Here is a 21387-nt window from a genome sequence, read left to right as displayed (position 1 = left end):
AATTGAGAAGGGATTGTTGAGGTTAAACCAGCCCTTGTTCCAGCATTGCATCCGCGACTTTACGGAATCCAGCGATATTGGCACCAAACGCTAAATTGCACGGCTGATGAAATTCTATGGCTGTTTCTGAACAGCGTTGATAGATATCTTTCATGATCTCCTGCAAGCGTTTATCCACCTCTGTAAAAGACCATTGAATCATACTGGCATTTTGAGCCATTTCAAGCTGACTAGTTGCCACGCCACCGGCATTGGCGGCTTTTGCAGGTCCATAATGCATGCCTGTAGCGATAATATGGGCTTGTGCGTCTGCAGTACAAGGCATATTGGCACCTTCGACAATACAGTTAATCCCATTTTCTGACAGTGCTTTGGCATCTGCTAAAGTCAGTTCATTTTGGGTTGCACAGGGAAAAGCGGCATCTGCTTTTATGCGCCAGACAGCATGGCCGTCGTTGGGGTATTTATCAATTGGGGTAAATTCGGCATCGGAATGTGATTCCAGATAGTCGATTAAGCTACTGCGGCGTTGCTCTTTCAATTCTCGAACAAGTATTAAATCGATACCTTTTTCATGGTAAAGCGTACCGGTACTATCAGAGCAACTAACTGGCAGAGCACCTAATTGATACAATTTTTCAATGGTATGAATAGCGACATTACCGGCCCCGGAGACCAGACATCTCTTACCGTCTAGGCTGTCATCGTGAGCTTGCAACATATTTTCGGTGAAATAGACCAGACCATATCCAGTGGCTTCTGAACGAACCAACGAGCCACCCCAATTAAGTCCTTTGCCCGTTAACACACCTTCAAAATTGCCATTGAGACGTTTGTATTGACCAAACATATAACCGATTTCACGTTTTCCCACACCAATATCACCAGCAGGAACGTCGACGGTAGCGCCGATATGACGATGTAATTCAGTCATAAATGCCTGGCAAAATCTCATGATTTCCTGTTCAGAGCGGTTTTTAGGATCAAAGTCTGAACCACCTTTACCTCCGCCCAGTGATAAACCGGTTAATGCATTTTTGAAGATCTGCTCAAAGCCCAGAAATTTTATGGTGCTGGCATTGACCGAAGGATGGAAGCGAATGCCACCTTTATAAGGGCCGAGCGTTGAACTGAACTGAACGCGGTAGCCCTTGTTGACATGCACTTTACCGTCATCGTCATGCCAGACAACTCGGAACATGATCTGACGCTCGGGTTCAACCATACGTTCAATAATATTTTGTTGCAGATATTGTGGATGTTTATCGATCAACGGGCGGAGAGATTGCAGAATCTCTTCTGTAGCTTGATAAAATTCTGGTTGACCCGGACTGCTTCGTTGCAGCTTTTTCATCGTCGTCTCAATATAAGACATTCATCACTCACTTGGTTAGGTTTACAGGTTTATTTCAGGTCAAACAATTTAACAGAAATGCAGCCGTTTATCAGACTTGAAGACGTGTAAATCGTTCATTGCAGTTGATTTGACTAAACTTGGCTTTGTTTTTAAATAGTATTTACCTTACGTAAATATCGATCAAAATATAACTTGGCAGCACTATGATTATATTGGTGGGAGATACAGTAGGGTGTCATAGCCGAATTTTAGGCAAAAAAAGCCGTGTATAAACACGACCATTTAATTTATGGAGCCGGAGATAGGATTTGAACCTACGACCCACTGATTACAAATCAGTTGCTCTACCAACTGAGCTACACCGGCAACAAGAGGCGCATTATACAAACAGTGTGGGTGGCGTGCAAGCCTGAATCAACTGTTAAAACATAATGCTGAATCGTTTATTTACAAACATTCACATGAGGGTAATAGACGATTACAAAAAGTGGGGTGAATGATGGGGCTCGAACCCACGACAACCGGAATCACAATCCGGGACTCTACCAACTGAGCTACATTCACCACAGAAATCTATTCAAAAGCCACTCAAATTAATTGGGTGACTTTCAGGAAGTCGACAATTGTACTGCCTTTATTTTTCTGGTCAAGGGAAATTCAGTTCCTAAGCCAGATCAAGGTCAATTTTCTTTTCATCCAAATCGACACGTACAACTTTCACACGAATTGAATCGCCTAAACGATAAGATTTACGCGTTCTTTCACCCATCAAGCGGTGACCACTGGCATCAAATTGATAATAATCGTTTTTCAGTGAAGTCACGTGGACCAAACCTTCTATGTAGATGTCACTGAGTTCAACAAATAAGCCAAATCCAGTCACACCACTGATCACGCCTTCATGAACTTCACCCACACGATCACGCATATATTCACACTTAAGCCAGTCAGCCACATCACGTGTCGCTTCATCCGCCCGACGGCTGGCCATTGAGCAATGTTCGCCCAGTTGAACCATAGCTTCTTCGGAATAGCGCCAAGTAGCCTTTTTCTGTTTAGTAATGACGTGCTTGATAGCACGGTGTACTAATAAATCTGGATAACGGCGAATCGGTGAGGTGAAATGCGCATAGGCTTCCAGACCCAAACCAAAATGGCCGACATTATCCGGAGAATAAACAGCTTGTTTCATGCTGCGAAGCATCACGGTTTGTAATAAATGCCCATCGGGACGTTTGCTAACGGTTTTTAATAATGAGGCGTAATGAGCTGGTTCAGGAGCATCACCACCACCTAAAAATAAACCAAGTTCGCCTAAAAACTCGCGAAGTGCTGTGAGTTTTTCGACCGATGGCACTTCATGTACACGATATAAAGCCGGCAGTTTACTGGAGATCAGGTATTGAGCTGACGCAACATTGGCGGCGATCATAAATTCTTCAATCAACCGATGAGCATCATTACGGGTGCGTGGTTCGATGGAAGAAATCTTTCTGTTTTCATCAAACAGAAATTGCGTTTCAGTCATTTCAAAGTCAATAGCGCCGCGTTTTTCACGTGCTTTGAGCATGACATGGAATAACTCATACATGGTTTCCAGACCTGGAAGTACATGAGCGAATTGTTCACGTAAAGCAGTATCGTTATCTTGCAGGATGCTGGCGACTTGTTCGTAAATCAGCCGCGCTTTTGAATTCATTACTGCTTGGTGAAATTTATAGGACTCGATTTCACCATCTTGATTGATGATCATTTCGCAGACCATGCACAAACGATCTACTTGTGGATTTAATGAACATAAGCCATTGGATAATGCTTCAGGCAACATCGGTATAACCTGGCTTGGGAAATATACCGAGGTGGCACGTTCCTGAGCATCTTTATCAAGATCATCGTCAGGTTTGACGTAATAAGAGACGTCAGCAATTGCCACCCATAACCGCCAGTTACCGGAATCCAGCTTTTCGGCATATACCGCATCATCAAAATCACGCGCATCAGAGCCATCAATCGTAACTAACGGCAGCTCACGTAAATCCAGTCGGTCTTTGATGGCTTCCTGTGGAATGTTCTCACCAAAGCTTTCTGCCTGGACGAGTGCTTTAGGTGACCAGACATGTGGTAATTCAAAACTGCGCAAGGCGATGTCGATTTCCATACCTGGCGCCATATGGTCACCTAAAACGGCAACAATTTTGCCAAGAGGGGAGCGATGTTTATTAGGATGTTCAGTAATTTCTGCTTCAACGATCTGGCCGTCTTTCGCATCCATTAATTCATGAGCAGGAATCATAATATCCTGGCTGATGCGACGATTATGCGGTATCAAATAATAAAGGCTAGCATCGGCTTGCAAGCGTCCAACGACGGTTTGATTAGCACGTTGCACGACTTCAACAATCGCACCTTCTTTACGACCCCGACGATCGGTGCCACTGATTCTGGCTAACGCACGGTCTCCATGCAACACCACACGCATTTCACGTTCGCTAAGAAATAAATCTTCGCCGCCTTCATCAGGAATTAAGAAGCCAAAGCCTTCGGGATGCCCCATTACACGGCCACTGACCAAATTCATTTTGGAGACGATGCCATAAGCGTTTTTGCGATTACGCAAAATTTGCCCATCGCGCTCCATTGCTCTTAAACGTCGGCGTAGCGCTTCGGTTTGATCTTCACCTTTAATATCTAGAAGTTTGGAAAGATGTTTACGGGAGAGTGGAGCATTGTGTTCTTTGAGGAGCTCGAGAATGAATTCACGGCTAGGGATTGGATTGTCGTATTTCTCGGCTTCACGACCCTCAAAAGGGTCCGTTATGTTTTGTTCAGTCATTGACAGTTTTTATCTCGATCTATATGATGCGCGTCTTCTTGCCCAGGTGGCGGAATTGGTAGACGCGCTAGCTTCAGGTGCTAGTGTACGTATGTACGTGGGAGTTCGAGTCTCCCCCTGGGCACCATTCCGAATTTTTCTCTTTTGTCACCCGACCATTTTAACTGCTTTGGTCGTTTCAGGTGAATCTTTCTCGTTTTGCATTCCCTCAATTTGATTATTAACGCTATTGAACCTATTTTAAGGTTACGATATTGTGCAACTTAAACCGCTAAGGTACGTGTCAATTGTTCCCAGCGGATTATCAGCCTTTGCACAGTGAGAACGGACATGGCAACCTTTATAGATTCGATTGACGAACGTACCAAATTAGCCGGCACAAATCACCTTGAAGTATTGCTGTTCAGCATGGGGACCAATGATGATACTGGTCGAAATGAACTGTTCGGCATTAATGTTTTCAAAGTTCGAGAAGTACTGAATGTTCCCGAAATCACCAGTGCACCAGAAATGCCCGATGGTATAGAAGGGTTTGTGAGTTTACGCGGCGATATGGTTCCGATAATTAATTTACAAAAATTTTGTAAATTAAAATCTCAGGAAACCCCTAAAATCCTGATGATTACCGAGTATAACACCCATGTTCAGGGGTTTCTGGTTACTTCAGTTGATACCATCCAACGATTAAGCTGGCAGCAAGTTAAAGAACCACCTCCATTAATTTCCAAACGTTTAGGCGGTTTAGTTACTGCGGTTGCCGAGTTACAGGATAATCGGCTGGTGATGATTATGGATGTTGAAAAAGTTCTCGCCGATACCGGTGACTTTTATGATGAAAATGCGTTTGAGGGTATCGAAAAAATTGAGAACGGCAAAAAGTACAAAGTACTGTATGCCGATGATTCAAATGTTGCTCGTAAGCAAATCACTCAGACTCTGGATAAGTTGGGGGTCAGCCATACTGGTGTTATTAATGGAGCACTTGCCTGGAAAGCGCTGGATAAACTGGCGACACAATGTGAGCAGGAAAAACGTGATATCACCACAGAAATTCAAGTGGTGTTAACCGATGTTGAAATGCCTGAAATGGACGGTTACGTGTTGACCCAGAAAATTAAGGCTGATCCTCGTATGGCGCATTTACCGGTGATTATGCATTCATCACTCACTGCTGTGGCAAATCAGGCGATGGGCCGAGGTGTGGGTTCAGATGCTTATGTATCAAAATTTCAGCCACGTGAACTCGCCGCCACAATTCGTGGTTTTATTGAAAACCATCATTAATTGGCTTCTGCCGTATTGATCTGAGTGGCAATTGATCAGCCCGATCAACGATGATCGTCCACCCGTTCTGTTAAAGGCAAAACAATTATGCAACATCGTCATAGCAGTATACGAATTGTCGACAATCTTGCTGAAATCACCCGACACCATGATCGGCAGGTGTTGGAAAAAAGCCTGTTAAAAACCTTAAATGAATTATTTCCGGCGCAGTCGCTGCGACTGTTTCGAGTGCGCCGCCATGATCTGGTGCATGACATCAGCCTGCTGGCCTTTTGTGTGAATGATGTTATTTCGTCTTCTGATCAGCACCCTAAACTGAATTTTGAAACGGCTGATGAATTGACTGCAGCACTTACCAAAGCCATCGATAAAGAAGATATTGTTTCTTATCGCCAATCTGGAAATGACGGATGGAATGTCATTTATCCTGCTTTTGATTCACATGGCGAAATATTTGCGAGTTTGGTGCATCACTGTCACGAGTTGCCTTCTGTCAATGATCAACGACTAGTGCATGGAATTCTGAGAGTTTATGCCAACTACCTAGCGTTAATTGACAAATCTCAACGTGACAAATTAACTGGTTTATACAATCGTGAAACGCTTGATGAGCAGATAACCAAAATTCTGGTGAATCAAAGTAGTGAACTTAATAAACTTATGGCTTCCCCAAATGATTCGCGTCGTCGTCGCTATGCCATTAAACATTGGTTGGGGGTAGTGGATATTGATAAATTTAAAGTCATTAATGATACCTATGGTCATTTATATGGTGATGAAGTAATTATTCTGGTTGCCCGATTGATGACTTCAGGCGTGATTCGCGATGATGATCTGATTTATCGTTTTGGTGGCGAAGAGTTTGTGGTGTTGCTTAAAGCGGCAAATGAAGTGGATGCCATGCAGGCATTTGAACGAATTCGTAAAGTGGTGGCAAATCATAGTTTCCCTCAACTTGGTCAGGTGACGGTGAGTGTTGGTTTTGTCGAAGTCTCAGCCCAACTCTCACCAACCGACGTAATTGGTCAGGCCGATGAGGCTTTGTATGCCGCGAAAAATGAAGGTCGTAATCAAGTACAAAATTATCATCATCTAGTTGCTGCAGGGAAGGTGATGGAGCCTAAAAAAATGGTGAGTTCTAATGTTGAATTGTTTTGAATTAAACCCAGGAAAAAAATGAGTTTCCGTAATTTGTTATTAGCTGACAAAATCATTATCGAATTGGATAAAGCCTTAACCACTTTGGCGGGCACACCGCTTTCCAGTGGCAGAGACAATCCTGCGAAGGGTATAGAAGAAAACGTGTTGAATGATAATGAGCGACGCCAATCAATTGCCTTGATGCGCGTCAATCATTCCGGTGAAGTTTCCGCGCAGGCTTTATATCAAGGTCAGGCTTTGACGGCCCAGTTGACGGATATACGTGAAGCAATGCAACAAGCGGCAGCAGAAGAAAACGATCATTTATTGTGGTGCGAACAACGCTTGCAACAACTGGAAGGTCGCACCAGCATACTCAATCCACTTTGGTATGCCGGTTCGTTTGTGATCGGTGCAGTTGCTGGAAAAATAGGCGATAAGTGGAGTTTGGGGTTTGTTGCCGAAACCGAAAAACAGGTAATTGAACATCTTGATGAGCATTTGGGCAAAGTCAGTGAAAATGATTTGCGAAGCCGCTCGATATTAGCGCAAATGCGTGAAGATGAACGTCATCACCAAGATACTGCAATAGCGGCTGGTGGGGCTGAATTACCCTGGTTGGTGCGAAAAATAATGCAGCCGATGTCGAAAGTGATGACGCGAAGCAGCTACTGGTTGTAACTGGATTTCAATAAATAGTGGTAAATTTCACCGAAATATTGAAACGCTCCGGTTGTTCTTCTATAGGTTGAACTCTCACAACCTTCGCCTCTGCGACAAAGTCAGCAAGTTCTGGGTTATGACTTTTTATACTAATTTGTAATATTTCGCCTTCAGTAACAATGTCATCTGATATCAAACTCAAGCCACTTGCGCTTAAATCAAGTCCTTCTGCATGAAAGGTTTCCGCAGGATCCTGGCGTTCGATCTTCACCGGACCATTTACCCGCATGCGAAAAAATTACGTTTCTCTTCATAATCCTGATTTGTCATAAGCCTTATCCCATTTATTGAAGCAGTTGCCTATCAGATGTGCCTAGCCTAAGCTAAGTTCTGTTCATTCGTCCAGAGATATCCATGCCAGTCACACAACTTAATGCTTCACAACTTTACCACGGCTGCAATCCGGCCGATTTGCCATTCAAAACAACCGCAACCATAGAACCTCTAACGGGCTTGATTGGTCAGGAGCGGGCTCGCGAAGCCATTGAGTTTGCAGCCAATATTCAGGCCGAGGGTTATAACCTGTATGTGATGGGTGAAGCCGGTATGGGGAAAAAATCGTTGGTAGGGGAGTTTCTCACCAAATATTGTGCCGGTCGTCCGGATGCCAAAGACTGGGCCTATTTGCATAATTTTGATATTCCCCAGCAGCCAAAAGCGTTGTCATTGCCTGCGGGGGATGGTGCGCAACTAAAGCTTGATATCGAGCGTGTCATCAAAGAGCTTCAACAACAATTACCTTACGCATTTGACGATGAATATTACCGTGGACGACTACGCGCAATTGAAGAAGCCAGTCGGCAACATCGGGTGAGGTTGTTTGCTGCGTTACAGGCTGAAGCAGATAAACAAGGTGTGGTGTTACTGCGGATGGAAGATGGCGCGTATGCCTTTGCCGCCCAACACGAAGGTGAGCCTTTATCTGGAGAGGCTTTTGAAGATCTACCTTATGCCAAAAAAATGGAAACGGAAGAGGCCATTGCCAAACTGCAAGTTGATATGCAGGAAACGTTGATTGAAATCCACGAATGGGAACATGACACCGTTAATAAAATTACTGCATTAAATGATCAGGTGGCTTTGGAGGTTATTACGCGCCAGATAGATTTTTTACGTCACGCATATCCAAAATCCCAGCTGTTGCAGAATTATTTTGATGATATGCAGTTTGATATTCAACGCAATATCGACATGTTCTTAAAAAACGATGAACGTCAGGAAGATGTGAACATTGATAATTGCCTGAAGCGCTATCAGATCAACTTGATTGTCGACAATGCTGACCTGCATGGCGCGCCAGTGGTGTATCTCAATCAACCGAATCATCAAAACTTGTTGGGTTGTGTGGAAAACATGGCAATGATGGGAGCGTTAGTCACCGATTTTACCTTGATCAAAGCGGGAGCTTTGCATCGCGCCAATGGTGGTTTTTTAATTGTTGATGCCGAAAAGTTATTGGAGCAACCTTTTGCTTGGGAAGGTTTAAAAGCCGCATTAAAATCATCGGAAATTCCGCTGGAAAACCTTGAGCGTACATACAGTTTAGTGGCTACTGTCTCACTGGAACCCGAGCCGATTCCGCTTTCGACCAAAGTAATCCTGCTTGGCAATCGAGATCTTTATTATCAGCTTTACGAATGGGACCCTGAATTTGCAGGATTATTCAAAGTTCTGGCTGATTTGGAAGACGAATTACCTCGTACTGCTGAAACACATATGCAAATGGCTAAACTTATTGCCTCAACTGCAATGAATGAGCATTTGCCTGCATTGCAGCAAGGTGCGGTCGCCTTAATGATTGAGTACGCAGCAAGATCGATTAATGACGGTCAGCAGTTATCTTTACATATAGGCGATATGACGGATCTGTTGCGTGAGTCAGCCTATTGGACGCGAAAATATCAACAAGCAGAGATAACGGCTGATGCTGTGAATCACGCCTGGCAACAACGTCTCCAAAGAGTGGATAGGGTACGCACCGTGGTCTATCAACAAATCCAGCGGCAAATTATTCAGCTCGATGTGAGCGGCAAACGTGTTGGTCAGGTAAATGGTTTATCAGTTTTAAGTATCGGTGGTTTTCATTTTGGTGAACCAACGCGTATCACAGCCAGTTGTCGTTATGGTGATGATGCTATTATCGATATTGAACGCGAAGTTGAGCTCGGTGGAAATCTGCATGCCAAAGGGGTGATGATTCTGGCCGCCTATCTAGGTTCGTTTTATGCTGCTGACAAACCTTTATCAATGGCTGCCAGTATTGTGTTTGAACAGAACTATGGTGAGATTGATGGCGATAGTGCCACGGTGGCAGAGTTATGTGCATTATTGTCCGCCATCGCCAAAATTCCGTTGAAACAATCCATGGCAATTACTGGCTCAATGAATCAATTCGGTCAGGTGCAGGCTATCGGTGGTGTTAATGAAAAAATTGAAGGTTTTTATGATGTTTGCTCGCTAGTTGGCATGACGGGGACACAAGGGGTGATAATTCCGCGCAGCAATATGCAACATCTGATGTTAAAACCGGAAGTCAGGCAATCGGTTGAAAATGGTCTGTTTCATATTTATGCCATTGATGATATTGCAGATGCTATTACTATACTGACTGATCATGAAGTTGGTGTAGCGGATGAAGATGGTAACTACCCAGAAAAAACTTTTAATGCGGCAGTAGCAGCCAGACTTGCGAATTGGGCTGAGCTCAATAAACATGACAAAGACACCAGTCACGAGGCGAGTGATTAGACTTCAGTAATCAATAAACCAGCCGTTAACATCAATAAGCAGAGACTCATTGATAGGTATGTCATCCATGAATAAACAGTTTGTTATTAAATTAGGAAGTATGGCATTTGCATTAATGGCAGTTCCGGTACAGGCATTGACCCCTGTGCCGGTTCCCACCGAACCAATTTACTACGAACCACCTATTGTTGAAATAACGGATGAAATTCGTAAACATAGCTGTGTGGAGATTGATGGAGCGATTAATCAATTGCACCCATACCGATACAGTTACAAACCGGATTTTTATGCCGATGGCAGTAATAAACTGGCGACTACCTTAATTGCTTTCGATACTATCCCGATTGTTAAAGGTTGGTTAGGATTAGCCTATTTGAGCTATTCTTCATTGGTGGATGAAAAAGAAGCAAGGCGTACACAGCAGATAGAACAGAAAATTGCCATGTTACAGCGGGTGAAGGCGGAAAAGCATTGCTTTGAATAAAAGTTAGTTTCATGTTTTCTTCGCATGCTTTTACTTGTAGTCGTCTTCACTTCTGGGGTAGTATCAAATTGTAAAACTACCCAGAGAGGTAAACACAATGAGTAGCACAATCGATATTAAAACAAAGTGGTACGAGAGCAATCACGCAGCGATAGACAGTATTAAAGCTAAGTTGCAATCCGCAAACGCAGTGAGAGATAAAATGAAAAAACTGCCTTGGTACAAAGCGGCTCAGAATCCTGTTCAGCATTCTGAACGTCCGTGGTATGAAGCCAATCTGGTGAAGCATCTTGATACCAAGAAAAAATGGTATGAAGCTAACTTACGCAGTGCTGTCGAAGCAGTGCGCGCAAACCGTCATTGGTATGAAGCGAATTTGGATAACACACCAACTGAAACCCATTGGTATGAGTATGCTGATTCACAATATAGTGATTTGAAAAAACGCTTCCAACAAGCTAATTTGGCTAAATTCCGCGAGCAACATAGCAAGTGGTATGAAGCCAATCTGGATCAAACGCCAACCGACAAACATTGGTATGAGTTCAGTGATGAACAAATGGCCAGTGATAGAAAATGGTATGAGGCGAATCTGCAAGCGGCGCGCGAAAGCCATAAAAAATGGTATGAAGCGAATCTGCATCCCGATCCACATGCAGATATCAAACAGAAATGGTATGAAGCTAATATCAGTCTGGTAAGAACACAACAGATTAAACGCGACTGGTTTGCTTATAACACCAAAGTTGCACGTGAAAATGCGAAATGGTATGAAGCTAATCAGCGTCCTGCCCAGCAACGCGATACTCACTGGTTTGAAGCCAATATGGTGGATCACTTAGATACCAAGAAAAAATGGTACGAAGCCAATCTTCGCAGTGCTCTCGAAACAGTTCGGGCGAATCGGCAGCATTGGTATGAAGCGAATCTGAATAACACACCAACTGAAACTCATTGGTACGAGTTTGCTGATTCACAATATAGCGATCTGAAAAACGCTTCCAACAAGCTAATCTGGCTAAATTCCGTGAGCAACATAGCAAGTGGTATGAAGCTAATCTGGATCAAACGCCAACCGATAAACATTGGTATGAGTTCAGTGATGAACAAATGGCCAGTGATAGAAAATGGTATGAGGCGAATCTGCAAGCGGCGCGCGAAAGCCATAAAAAATGGTATGAAGCGAATCTGCATCCCGATCCGCATGCAGATATCAAACAGAAATGGTATGAAGCCAATATCAGTCTGGCGCGTACCCAAAAAATCAAACGTGATTGGTTTGAAAATAATATGCGTTTAGCACGTGAAACGCAGAAAAAAACAGACAAATAATACGTTTTAAATGAAGTTATTAAAGCAGCTGGTGCCATCACCAGCTGCTTTTTTTTGGGAGTTATGTGATGCACATTACCTGTTTCACAGTTGGTGCATTTCAGGTCAATACATATTTGATCCAAGATGAAGCAACCGGTGCCAGTGCAATTGTTGATACCGGAGAAACGGATGAGTTAGTCAAAAAATTACTGGCCATCAGACCTGTACCAGAAATCCAGATGATATTGTTAACTCACGGGCATCTTGACCATGCGGGTGGATTAATTGCTCTGCAGTCAAAGTTTAATGTGCCAACATATTTACCTCGTAAAGAGATCCCGTTATTTGAAACTCTACCAGTTCAAGGTGATTGGTTTGGGCAACCGGCCTTTAATCGACAATGCGGACGTATTGATCATCTTGTGGATGATGGTGATGAGATTCAGCTAGGTAAGACAACACTCAAGTTTATTTCCACTCCAGGACATACTCCCGGGCAGGGTTGTTATTATGATGAGCAGGATATTTTTGTGGGTGATACGTTATTTTCAGGCAGTGTTGGCCGAACTGACCTGCCCATGGGTAATCCGGCTATAATGCAGCAAAGCTTACAACGCTTAGTGCAATTGCCAGGACATTTGCGTGTGCATAGCGGACATGGACCAGTCACTACGATTGAGCATGAGAAACAACATAACCCTTTTTTAAAGTTTTTGAGACAAGCATAAAAGATGGCTAATACAGATAGATTAATTGAAGGTTTTAGACGTTTCAAAAAGCATTATTTTGGACAGGATAGTCGTCTCTACGCCAGCATGAAAACTGGCCAGCCCGCCAAAACGTTAATGGTCGGCTGCTGTGATTCACGAGTTGATCCGGCTATTTTGACGGATTGTGATCCTGGTGATCTGTTTACAGTCAGAAACGTCGCCAACCTCGTGCCACCTTGTGAGAATGATGGTTTGCACCATGGCACTAGTTCAGCACTTGAGTTTGCAGTGAATAATCTTCAGGTTGAAAACATTATTGTCATGGGGCACGCAAACTGCGGTGGAATAAGGGCGCTCTGGGAAGACGATGGTCAGCAAAACTCCAAGTTCATTCATCAATGGGTATCAATAGCGCAGCCAGCAAAAGATTGGGTTAAACAGCATCATCATGGAGATGAACCTGCTCAATTGAAAGCATGTGAGCAAAGGGCCGTATTAGTTTCGTTAGATAATCTGATGAGCTTTGAGTGTGTAAAGGAACGTGTTGAAGATGGCCGTTTGACCTTACACGGCTGGTACTTTGATTTAGCGGCGGGGGAGTTGCTTTGCTTTAACTCCCAAACCGGTCAATTTGAACCGGTTCAGGAATCAACTAGTTAAACGATTATTGAATATCCGGGATTTGGCCTGCGGGTTGTTGTCCACCCATAGGCTCTCTTGATGTCTCTGGAAGTGCTTCTTTTTGCTGTACAAGAGCAGGATCAGTTTCGTCAATTGTCTCAACTTTTTCTTCGCCCAAACCGATAAGGTTCAAAATACTGTTGAAAAAACCAGTTTTCTGTTCGGTAAGTGGCACAACGACATTTGTATCGGTACGTTGCTCTTCAGTCAATTGAATGCTTTCAACAATACGTGTGTTGCCATCAACATAGTCCAGCGTTTCTTCATCATCAAAATATAAAGTAATGCGACGTTGTTCGCGTGGGCCGCTTCCAGGCTGGAAACTGTAGAGGTAATCCCAGCGATTTGGATGGAATACATCAATTAGCATCGGTGTTCCCATTACAAAGGAGACCTGACTTTTGGTCATACCAGGCTCCAGTTTGCTGAGCATTTCCTGAGTAACCTGGTTACCTTGCTGAATATCTATTCGATAAACACCAGGTATTTTATCTTTGCTACAGGCGCTAAGCGTGAGAATAACCAAGGAAAGGCTATAAATAAGCAGGCTTTTCATTTAGTATTTGTTTCTGTATTGATGACGAAAGTGCGATGATACGCTATTCGTACGTATTCTACGAGGCAACAATAATAATGGAAAGACAAGATTTAAGAAAAGCGGGATTGAAAATTACTCTGCCACGTTTAAAGGTGTTAGAGATCCTTGAACATTCCAAACAACGCCATCTCAGTGCTGAAGATGTTTACAAAGCTTTGCTGGAAATGGGTGAAGAAATCGGCTTGGCAACGGTATATCGTGTGCTGACACAATTTGAAGGCGCCGGTCTGGTATCACGTCTGAATATCGATGGCGGTCATGCTGTATTCGAATTGGAAGATGGCGAACATCATGATCATTTATTTTGCGTGAAATGTAATCGCATTATTGAATTCTATGATGAAGTGATTGAAGAGCGTCAAAAAGCTATTGCCAAAGCAAATGGTTTTGAAATGACCGATCACAGCTTGTACATTTACGGCATATGCAACCGCGAAGAGTGCAAGAAAGATAAATAATCAACTTTGGCCCTGATCCAGCATCTCTTCAGCATGTGAACGAGTTTTCTGGGTCAGGTTCATCCCGCCCAACATCCGGGCAATTTCTTCAATGCGTTGTTCACGATTAAGTTCGCTGATTTCGGTGTGGGTTTTATGCTCACCCAAAATTTTAGTAACTTGCAATTGTTGATGCGCTTGTGCAGCAACCTGAGGTAGATGCGTTATACAAATCACTTGTTGAGTTGATGCCAGTAATTTGAGGTGTTGTCCGACGATTTCTGCTACGCCACCCCCAATTCCCACATCAACTTCATCAAAAATCAACGTAGGTACACTGCGTTTTCCTGCAGTTACCACCTGAATCGCCAAACTTATCCGAGCTAATTCACCACCCGAGGCTATTTTTGCCAGTTCACCTGCCGGCTGACCGGGATTAGTGCTGACTAATAGTTGAATATTATCTGCACCATGTTCAGTGAATTTGCCTTCCTCAAAAGGTCTTATAACAAATTCAATGCGACCTGCAGGTATGGCCAGTTGTTGTATAGATTGGGTTATAGTTTCCGCTAACGGTTTTGCGTGTTGCTGTCTATTTGCACGGATTTCGGCGCAAAGCTCCAGACAACGCTTTTCTTGAATTTTAAGCTGCTTTGCCAGCTCAGTTTGATTTTGCTGGGATTTTGAAAGGCTGTTTAATTCATCGCACAAAGCTTGATAGTGGGCTGGTAATGTTTCAATTTCGACATGATGTTTACGAGCCAAATCATGTAAAACGGATAATTGTGCTTCAACAGCCTCAAGTCGTGATGGATCCAGATCAGCATTGTCCAGATAGTGACGCAGCGAAGTTGCTGTTTCATCCAGATTGATTGCGGCACTATTAAGAGTTTCAATGATCTCAGCAAACCGAGGCTCATACTGCTGTAATTTTTCCAGCTCAGTGAGAGCCGCGCCGATAAGATCGTAAGCAGCACCCTGATCCTGATCAAATAAACGATGCAAGGTTGACTCAGTGGTATGAAGCAACTGCGCGGCATGTGCTAACTGTTGTTGTTCCTGTAACAGTTGTTCAATACCGCTTTCGCTGAGAGATAAGGGCTCCAGTTCACTTATCTGATAATTCAATAATTCCTGGCGAGCTAATTGCTGCTCTGATTGTTGGCGTATAGCTGCGAGCTGTTGTTGGGTCTGCTGCCACTCGGTATAGGCGCTTTTCAAGGCTTTAAGCAGAGTTTTATTATTCGCTACGATATCCAGTAATTCGCGCTGTGTTTCCGCGCGCAGCAGGGATTGGTGTTCATGTTGGCCATGAATATCAATGCTTAACTCACTGATATAACGTAATTGAGTTAATGGAACCAGACGTGCGTTTATATAAGCTTTGGAACGACCATCCCGACTGATAGTACGGCGCAAATGACATTGGTCATCATCATCAAGCTCTTGTTCTTTAAGCCATTGTTGTAATGGCAGATTATGGCTGATATCAAAACTAGCTTCTATTTCAGCACGTTCACTGCCGTGCCTAACCATGTTCGAATCAGCTCGATCACCTAGAACTAAACCCAAAGCATCGACCAGTATGGATTTACCGGCCCCGGTTTCGCCTGTCAGTGAGGTCATGCCGGATTTGAATGTTAGGGATAGATCTTCAACTACTGCCAATTGGCGGACGGTTAACGCTGTTAGCATGTCAGTTTTCGGCCCCATTCCAGTTTGGCACGCAAAATCGAGTAGTGATCATGATCTTCAAGGTGCAGTAAATCGATACGGTTCGCATGACGTTGAATACGGACACTATCGCCAGGTTCAAGAACATGGCCGGGTCGTCCATCACAAGTAACCATCGCCGTAGTAATATTATTTTCACTTAATGTGATGTCAATAATGCTACTGGCAGCAATCACTAAAGGGCGATTGCTCAAGGTATGTGGACAAACTGATGCTAATACTACCGCGTCCAAATCTACATCAAGAATCGGACCTCCCGCTGACATGGCATAGGCTGTTGAGCCAGTGGGTGTAGCAACCACTAATCCATCAGCACGTTGACTGTTTAAAAAACGACCATTGATATGAGTTTCAAATTCGATCATATGCCTGCTTTGATGTGAATGTATAACCACATCATTCATCGCAATGCAGATAGGATTTTCAGCATTATTCAGGTGGGCTTGAAGCAGAAAACGATTGTCATGCCGATATTGACCGTCAAGAATTCGGCCTAGCTGAGTTTGCAGTTTATTCAGTGTGACATCGGCCAAAAATCCCAATCGACCAACATTTACGCCAACGACCGGTAGATCAAAACCAGCCAAGGCCCGTGAGGCTGAAAGCATTGTGCCATCGCCACCGATTGCTATAGTCAGATCGCACTCTGATGGAAACTCGGCAATCGAAATAACTTCCAAATTAGGTAAAAAACTCATCGGTTCGTTGCAAAATACTTTTAACTCTCTGGATAACAGGAATTCATTTATTTGAATTACAGCAGTTTCCAAGACAGGATCGTCTTTGCGAATAAACAGGCCGATACGTTTAAAAGTGTTATTCATCGTCGAATTTGCAATTGAGTGTTATTAAAAAATAGTCCGCTGATGGTAATGGTTTTGTCATCAAATCCAAAGCAAAATTGGCCGCTTAATAAAAACTCGGTGAACGCTACTATCACAGAGCCCTATAGATGCTAGAATATGTCGATTTAATCCAATCAATCAATGAGGATACACATGGCGACTGAACGTACTCTGTCAATTATTAAACCAGACGCGGTAGCAAAAAATGTTATTGGTGAAATTTATTCACGTTTTGAGAAAGCTGGTCTTTCTGTTGTTGCTGCCCGTATGGTGCATCTCACACAACAGCAAGCAGAAGGCTTTTATGCCGAACATAAAGCCCGTCCGTTTTTTGGCGATTTGGTAAGTTTCATGACTTCTGGTCCTGTCATGATTCAGGTCCTGGAAGGCGATAATGCTGTTATCACACATCGCGATTTAATGGGCGCAACAAATCCTGCTGATGCAGCACCTGGGACTATTCGTGCTGATTTTGCGCAAAGCATTGATGAAAACGCCGTTCATGGTTCAGATTCAGCTGAAAGTGCCGCTCGTGAAATCGCGTATTTCTTTACTGAAGATCAATTGTGCGCCGCACTCGCTAATCGTTAAATAATGGCAAACACATTGACCAATCTGCTTGGTCTGGACCTGAAAGGTCTGGAAGGGTTTTTCGTCGAGATCGGTGAGAAACCTTTCGTGCGCGCCAGCTTTTACAGTGGATCCATCAGTATCGCGTTACTGATTTTGAAGAGATGAGTAATCTGAGCAAATCTCTGCGCGAAAAACTGAGCCAAATTGCCGAAATACGTGTACCCGAATTGCTGCAAGAACACATATCCACAGATGGTACCCGTAAATGGATCATCAAAATGGATGGTGATAACGCCATTGAAACGGTATTCATTCCTGAAAATGGTCGAGGCACTTTATGTGTGTCTTCTCAGGTGGGGTGCGCCCTGACTTGTACTTTTTGCTCTACTGGTCAACAGGGCTTTAATCGTAATCTGAGCGCAGCAGAAATTATTGCTCAACTGTGGATTGCCAATGAAGCCTTAGGCAAAGATCCGAAAGGCAATCGTATGGTGACTAACGTTGTAATGATGGGCATGGGGGAACCGCTGACTAATTACAATAATGTGATTACTGCGATGAACCTGATGCGAGATGATTTGGCCTATGGTATTTCCTGGCGGCGCTTAACATTGAGTACCTCTGGTGTGGTACCGATGATTGATCGTTTAAAAGAAGATTGTCATGTCAGTCTGGCTATTTCATTACACGCTGCAAATGATAAATTGCGCAGTGAGATTATTCCGTTAAACGATAAATATCCGATTGCCGAATTACTGGCGGCGTGCAAACGTTATGTGACTGGTGAACAATTGCGTCGTCATATCACAGTCGAGTATGTGATGTTGGCAGGCATCAATGATTCAGAGCAGGATGCTAGGGATTTGATTCGAATTCTCAAAGGCATCCCCAATAAAATTAACCTGATTCCGTTTAATCCGTTTCCAGGTACCGATTATTTGTGTTCATCACGCAATGTGATCAACCGTTTCAAAGAACAACTCATTGCTGCTGGTCTGGTAGCTACTGTACGAAAAACCCGCGGTGATGATATCGTAGCAGCCTGTGGTCAATTAGCAGGCGAGGTACAGGATAAAACTCGTCGTACTCAGAAACTAGTCGAGCGGGAGGTTGTTTTCGTCCGATGAAATCATCTTTGCAAATAGGTTTTCTGGCGACATCTATTATGCTGCTAACGGCATGTGGTACAACAGGACCACGTGAACATATAGCACCGGATCCAAAAGCTGCGGAATTAAATATGCAGTTGGGCATAAGTTATCTGCAACGTGGTGATTATGAAATTGCCATGGAGAAGCTTGATAAGGCGCTGAAGCAAAACCCTAATTTACCCAGTGCTCATAATACGATGGCCTTGCTATATCAGCGATTGGGTGAAAATCAGAAAGCTGAAAAACATTTCAAAGAAGCAGTGAATCGTGCTCCACAATATTCCGAAGCACAGAATAACTATGGTGTTTTTTTGTGTCAGCAAGGTAAATATGAGGAAGCCGAAAAACGTTTTCTAAAAGCGGTTGAAAATCCGTTGTATCAAAGTGCTGCAATGGCCTACGAAAACGCTGGTCTATGCACTCGAGAAATTCCGGATATGATTAAGTCTGAATCTTACTTCAGACGAGCTTTACAGATTAACCCTAATTTAAGTAAATCCTTGATGGGCATGGCTGATCTGAGCTATGAACAGATGAATTACATGCAGGCAAGAGCGTATATACAACGTTTTAACAGTGTGTCTCCCTGGACACCACAGGCTTTACTCACAGCCATAAAAACTGAGCAAAAACTGGGTAACGAAGACGCTGTATCCAGTTACAAATTAATTATGCGAGCCCGGTTTCCGGATTCCGACGAAATGCGTATGGTCAATGAAGGTATCTAACATTTATGACTGAAAGTCATACAGAAGAAGCGAGTGTTGTTTCATCAACAGCAGATGTTGGTAAACGTCTGCGTGAAGCTCGGGAAGCAAAGAAGATCTCTATTACTGATGCGGCTGCTCAGCTGAGAGTAACTCGAGATGCAATTGTTCATCTTGAAGAACAAAACTGGGATAGGCTGCACGGTAGAACTTATGCGCGTGGTTATTTTTTGAGTTATGCCAAATTCTTGGGGCTTCCTCAGGATGAAATGCTGGCAGGCTTCAATATTGAGTTCAATGAAACCATTGATCACCGAACACCTTCCATTGCCCCAATACAACAAATAAGACCAGCGAAATCTTCGTTTCAATTGTTGCCGTTTTTACTACTTATCATCGTTGGTATATTGGCTTGGTTTGCCTATCAACAATGGCAACTGACACAAACTGACAATCAGATTAGTGATATTCCTAATCAACCGCTGATAGAGCCATTAGACCCGCTGGAAACTAGCGAAATGTCTCCAATACCAGTTACAGAATCGGCTACTGAGCAGTTTGTTGATATCGACGAGCCACTCATATCATCAGAAGAATTAGCTGAAGATCTGATACAAAATGATTCCTCTCAAGTTGATCCGATACCTGTTATGGCAGAATCCGAGCTTGAAGCAACTGCTCCGACAGTTGCTGAGGATTCAAGTCAGAAAAATTTAATCATTGGCATAAACTCTGATTGTTGGGTCGAAGTGCGTGATGCCAATCAGCAAGTGTTGATTAGCCGTGTGGTTAGGGGCGGAAATACGGTCGAGTTGACTGGTACTTCACCTTTGCAAGTTTCACTCGGACAGGCGAATGCAGCTTCAGTCAGATTTGATGGCGAGATAATTGATATTTCAGGATATACCCGTGGTAATGTCGCTCGCTTTACTTTGGGAGCTGACTCCTAATGCATGCACCATCTCCCATTAAGCGGCGAAAATCACGTCAAATCATGGTTGGCAATGTTCCAGTAGGTGGCGATGCGCCAATTGCTGTGCAAAGTATGACCAATACTGAAACTACCGATGTCGCAGCAACAGTTGATCAAATCCAGCGCTTGCAAAAAGTGGGTGCTGATATCGTGCGTGTATCGATTCCTTCTATGGATGCGGCAGAAGCCTTTGGTGCTATTCGCCAGCAGGTGAATATCCCACTTATCGCAGACATTCATTTCGATTATAAAATTGCCTTACGAGTAGCAGAGCTGGGTGTTGATTGTCTGCGGATAAATCCGGGCAACATCGGTCGTGAAGATCGTGTTCGTGCCGTTGTGGATAAGGCACGTGATTTTGGTATTCCAATCCGCATTGGTGTGAACGCCGGTTCTCTAGAGAAAGAATTACAAAAAAAATATGGCGAACCAACGCCAGAGGCACTGGTTGAATCGGCCTTAAGGCATATTGATATTCTGGATCGTTTGAACTTTCCTGATTTTAAAGTGAGTTTGAAGGCATCAGATGTGTTTATGACGGTGCATGCTTATCGTCAATTGGCGGATCAAATTGAACAACCATTGCACTTGGGTATCACAGAAGCTGGCAGCCTGCGCAGCGGTGCAGTGAAATCAGCTATAGGGCTTGGTATGTTGCTCGCTGAAGGTATTGGCGACACGATTCGCGTCTCATTAGCGGCTGATCCGATAGAAGAAATTCGCGTCGGCTTTGATATTCTGAAAAGCCTGCGAATTCGTAGCAAAGGTATCAACCTGATTGCTTGTCCATCCTGCTCCAGACAAGAGTTTGATGTTATATCTACCGTGAATGCGCTTGAAGCACGCCTGGAAGATATTATCGAACCGATGGATGTTGCGGTAATAGGCTGTGTGGTTAACGGCCCTGGTGAAGCCAAAGAGGCTGCAATCGGCTTGACTGGAGGCTCTCCAAATCTGTTATATCGAGATGGAAAACCCCATCATAAATTAGACAATGAATCATTGGTTGATGAGCTGGAAAAAGAGATTCGTCAGCGGATCGCCATGCGTAGCGAACAACCCGCAAAAGTAATTCCGATAAAGGACATAAGCTAA

Annotated in this window: 19 protein-coding genes, 3 tRNA genes and 1 pseudogene; 15 read left to right on the top strand and 8 right to left on the bottom strand. The window is 43.7% G+C overall.

The features are described 5' to 3' along the window. Positions 1-22 precede the first annotated feature (22 nt). The 4 genes from gdhA to rnr all read right to left on the bottom strand — a co-directional run bounded on the left by gdhA (position 23) and on the right by rnr (position 4190). Complete coding sequence (gene gdhA, locus E8Q33_RS14100) at positions 23-1375, bottom strand: NADP-specific glutamate dehydrogenase (RefSeq protein WP_136555521.1); 1353 nt, start codon at positions 1373-1375, stop codon at positions 23-25. A 272-nt stretch (positions 1376-1647) separates the two neighbouring features. Then, positions 1648-1723, bottom strand: a tRNA-Thr gene (locus E8Q33_RS14095). 122 nt (positions 1724-1845) lie between these two features. Continuing rightward, a tRNA-His gene (locus E8Q33_RS14090) sits at positions 1846-1921 on the bottom strand. A 100-nt stretch (positions 1922-2021) separates the two neighbouring features. Beyond that, the gene (gene rnr / locus E8Q33_RS14085; protein ID WP_136555519.1) at positions 2022-4190 is read right to left on the bottom strand and encodes a ribonuclease R; all 2169 of its coding nucleotides are present in this window, start codon (positions 4188-4190) and stop codon (positions 2022-2024) included. A gap of 40 nt (positions 4191-4230) precedes the next feature. Here rnr and E8Q33_RS14080 point away from each other — a divergent pair. The 4 genes from E8Q33_RS14080 to coq7 all read left to right on the top strand — a co-directional run bounded on the left by E8Q33_RS14080 (position 4231) and on the right by coq7 (position 7295). Continuing rightward, positions 4231-4317, top strand: a tRNA-Leu gene (locus E8Q33_RS14080). 203 nt (positions 4318-4520) lie between these two features. Further along, entirely contained in the window at positions 4521-5474 is a 954-nt protein-coding gene (locus E8Q33_RS14075; protein ID WP_069295614.1) for a chemotaxis protein, read from the top strand. A gap of 87 nt (positions 5475-5561) precedes the next feature. Next, a complete protein-coding gene (locus E8Q33_RS14070; RefSeq protein ID WP_069295613.1) occupies positions 5562-6632 on the top strand; it encodes a GGDEF domain-containing protein in 1071 nt (356 codons plus the stop codon). Between the two features lie 18 nt (positions 6633-6650). Further along, complete coding sequence (gene coq7, locus E8Q33_RS14065; RefSeq protein WP_136555517.1) at positions 6651-7295, top strand: 2-polyprenyl-3-methyl-6-methoxy-1,4-benzoquinone monooxygenase; 645 nt, start codon at positions 6651-6653, stop codon at positions 7293-7295. Between the two features lie 7 nt (positions 7296-7302). Here the strand turns inward: coq7 and E8Q33_RS14060 are convergent, their stop codons facing one another. Further along, positions 7303-7566, bottom strand: coding sequence for a PilZ domain-containing protein (locus E8Q33_RS14060; protein ID WP_136555515.1), 264 nt, complete (start codon positions 7564-7566; stop codon positions 7303-7305). A gap of 125 nt (positions 7567-7691) precedes the next feature. Between E8Q33_RS14060 and E8Q33_RS14055 the strand changes: the two genes are divergently transcribed. The 5 genes from E8Q33_RS14055 to E8Q33_RS14035 all read left to right on the top strand — a co-directional run bounded on the left by E8Q33_RS14055 (position 7692) and on the right by E8Q33_RS14035 (position 13253). Next, positions 7692-10085 carry a Lon protease family protein gene (locus E8Q33_RS14055; RefSeq protein WP_136555513.1) on the top strand — a complete coding sequence of 798 codons (2394 nt, stop codon included), beginning with the start codon at positions 7692-7694 and terminating at the stop codon, positions 10083-10085. A gap of 67 nt (positions 10086-10152) precedes the next feature. Further along, positions 10153-10569: a hypothetical protein gene (locus tag E8Q33_RS14050; protein WP_084002941.1), complete on the top strand. Its 417-nt coding sequence runs from the start codon at positions 10153-10155 to the stop codon at positions 10567-10569. A 97-nt stretch (positions 10570-10666) separates the two neighbouring features. Next, positions 10667-11869 (top strand): hypothetical protein, encoded by a 1203-nt coding sequence (locus E8Q33_RS14045; RefSeq protein WP_247870123.1) that lies wholly within the window; start codon positions 10667-10669, stop codon positions 11867-11869. A gap of 100 nt (positions 11870-11969) precedes the next feature. Then, positions 11970-12611 carry an MBL fold metallo-hydrolase gene (locus E8Q33_RS14040; RefSeq protein WP_136555565.1) on the top strand — a complete coding sequence of 214 codons (642 nt, stop codon included), beginning with the start codon at positions 11970-11972 and terminating at the stop codon, positions 12609-12611. Positions 12612-12614: 3 nt separating this feature from the next. After that, entirely contained in the window at positions 12615-13253 is a 639-nt protein-coding gene (locus E8Q33_RS14035; RefSeq protein WP_069295608.1) for a carbonic anhydrase, read from the top strand. A 4-nt stretch (positions 13254-13257) separates the two neighbouring features. Here the strand turns inward: E8Q33_RS14035 and E8Q33_RS14030 are convergent, their stop codons facing one another. Then, positions 13258-13830, bottom strand: a complete 573-nt coding sequence (locus E8Q33_RS14030) for an outer membrane protein assembly factor BamE (RefSeq protein WP_069295607.1) — start codon at positions 13828-13830, stop codon at positions 13258-13260. Positions 13831-13907: 77 nt separating this feature from the next. Here E8Q33_RS14030 and fur point away from each other — a divergent pair, with 77 nt between their 5' ends. Continuing rightward, positions 13908-14330 carry a ferric iron uptake transcriptional regulator gene (gene fur, locus E8Q33_RS14025; RefSeq protein WP_168800222.1) on the top strand — a complete coding sequence of 141 codons (423 nt, stop codon included), beginning with the start codon at positions 13908-13910 and terminating at the stop codon, positions 14328-14330. On the opposite strand, the gene recN is transcribed toward fur, so the two are convergent. Next, positions 14331-16004, bottom strand: a complete 1674-nt coding sequence (gene recN, locus E8Q33_RS14020) for a DNA repair protein RecN (protein WP_136555511.1) — start codon at positions 16002-16004, stop codon at positions 14331-14333. It lies immediately after the preceding gene. Next, positions 15998-16867: an NAD(+) kinase gene (locus E8Q33_RS14015; protein WP_069295606.1), complete on the bottom strand. Its 870-nt coding sequence runs from the start codon at positions 16865-16867 to the stop codon at positions 15998-16000. The genes recN and E8Q33_RS14015 overlap by 7 nt, the downstream gene beginning before the upstream one ends. A 174-nt stretch (positions 16868-17041) precedes the next feature. On the opposite strand from E8Q33_RS14015, the gene ndk reads away from it, so the two are divergent. From ndk to ispG, 5 genes and pseudogenes are all read left to right on the top strand, one after another. After that, a complete protein-coding gene (ndk, locus tag E8Q33_RS14010; RefSeq protein WP_136555509.1) occupies positions 17042-17479 on the top strand; it encodes a nucleoside-diphosphate kinase in 438 nt (145 codons plus the stop codon). A 3-nt stretch (positions 17480-17482) separates the two neighbouring features. After that, positions 17483-18588: pseudogene (gene rlmN, locus E8Q33_RS14005) on the top strand (23S rRNA (adenine(2503)-C(2))-methyltransferase RlmN). Then, positions 18585-19340 carry a type IV pilus biogenesis/stability protein PilW gene (gene pilW / locus E8Q33_RS14000; protein WP_069295603.1) on the top strand — a complete coding sequence of 252 codons (756 nt, stop codon included), beginning with the start codon at positions 18585-18587 and terminating at the stop codon, positions 19338-19340. Before rlmN ends, pilW begins: the two are co-directional and overlap by 4 nt. Positions 19341-19345: 5 nt before the next feature. Continuing rightward, positions 19346-20269 (top strand): RodZ domain-containing protein, encoded by a 924-nt coding sequence (locus E8Q33_RS13995; RefSeq protein WP_136555507.1) that lies wholly within the window; start codon positions 19346-19348, stop codon positions 20267-20269. Further along, complete coding sequence (ispG, locus tag E8Q33_RS13990) at positions 20269-21387, top strand: flavodoxin-dependent (E)-4-hydroxy-3-methylbut-2-enyl-diphosphate synthase (protein WP_069295601.1); 1119 nt, start codon at positions 20269-20271, stop codon at positions 21385-21387. Before E8Q33_RS13995 ends, ispG begins: the two co-directional genes overlap by 1 nt.

Source organism: Methylophaga sp. SB9B (assembly GCF_004832235.1).
In the GTDB taxonomy this organism is placed as follows: Bacteria; Pseudomonadota; Gammaproteobacteria; order Nitrosococcales; family Methylophagaceae; genus Methylophaga; species Methylophaga muralis.
Note: the sequence above shows the minus strand (reverse complement) of the source record. Positions and strands in the feature narration are given on the sequence as shown.

Coding starts and splice junctions, on each gene's coding strand:
- gdhA (WP_136555521.1), bottom strand. CDS start 1,375: ATGTCTTATATTGAGACGACGATGAAAAAGCTGCAACGAAGCAGTCCG.
- rnr (WP_136555519.1), bottom strand. CDS start 4,190: ATGACTGAACAAAACATAACGGACCCTTTTGAGGGTCGTGAAGCCGAG.
- E8Q33_RS14075 (WP_069295614.1), top strand. CDS start 4,521: ATGGCAACCTTTATAGATTCGATTGACGAACGTACCAAATTAGCCGGC.
- E8Q33_RS14070 (WP_069295613.1), top strand. CDS start 5,562: ATGCAACATCGTCATAGCAGTATACGAATTGTCGACAATCTTGCTGAA.
- coq7 (WP_136555517.1), top strand. CDS start 6,651: ATGAGTTTCCGTAATTTGTTATTAGCTGACAAAATCATTATCGAATTG.
- E8Q33_RS14060 (WP_136555515.1), bottom strand. CDS start 7,566: ATGCGGGTAAATGGTCCGGTGAAGATCGAACGCCAGGATCCTGCGGAA.
- E8Q33_RS14055 (WP_136555513.1), top strand. CDS start 7,692: ATGCCAGTCACACAACTTAATGCTTCACAACTTTACCACGGCTGCAAT.
- E8Q33_RS14050 (WP_084002941.1), top strand. CDS start 10,153: ATGAATAAACAGTTTGTTATTAAATTAGGAAGTATGGCATTTGCATTA.
- E8Q33_RS14045 (WP_247870123.1), top strand. CDS start 10,667: ATGAGTAGCACAATCGATATTAAAACAAAGTGGTACGAGAGCAATCAC.
- E8Q33_RS14040 (WP_136555565.1), top strand. CDS start 11,970: ATGCACATTACCTGTTTCACAGTTGGTGCATTTCAGGTCAATACATAT.
- E8Q33_RS14035 (WP_069295608.1), top strand. CDS start 12,615: ATGGCTAATACAGATAGATTAATTGAAGGTTTTAGACGTTTCAAAAAG.
- E8Q33_RS14030 (WP_069295607.1), bottom strand. CDS start 13,830: ATGAAAAGCCTGCTTATTTATAGCCTTTCCTTGGTTATTCTCACGCTT.
- fur (WP_168800222.1), top strand. CDS start 13,908: ATGGAAAGACAAGATTTAAGAAAAGCGGGATTGAAAATTACTCTGCCA.
- recN (WP_136555511.1), bottom strand. CDS start 16,004: ATGCTAACAGCGTTAACCGTCCGCCAATTGGCAGTAGTTGAAGATCTA.
- E8Q33_RS14015 (WP_069295606.1), bottom strand. CDS start 16,867: ATGAATAACACTTTTAAACGTATCGGCCTGTTTATTCGCAAAGACGAT.
- ndk (WP_136555509.1), top strand. CDS start 17,042: ATGGCGACTGAACGTACTCTGTCAATTATTAAACCAGACGCGGTAGCA.
- pilW (WP_069295603.1), top strand. CDS start 18,585: ATGAAATCATCTTTGCAAATAGGTTTTCTGGCGACATCTATTATGCTG.
- E8Q33_RS13995 (WP_136555507.1), top strand. CDS start 19,346: ATGACTGAAAGTCATACAGAAGAAGCGAGTGTTGTTTCATCAACAGCA.
- ispG (WP_069295601.1), top strand. CDS start 20,269: ATGCATGCACCATCTCCCATTAAGCGGCGAAAATCACGTCAAATCATG.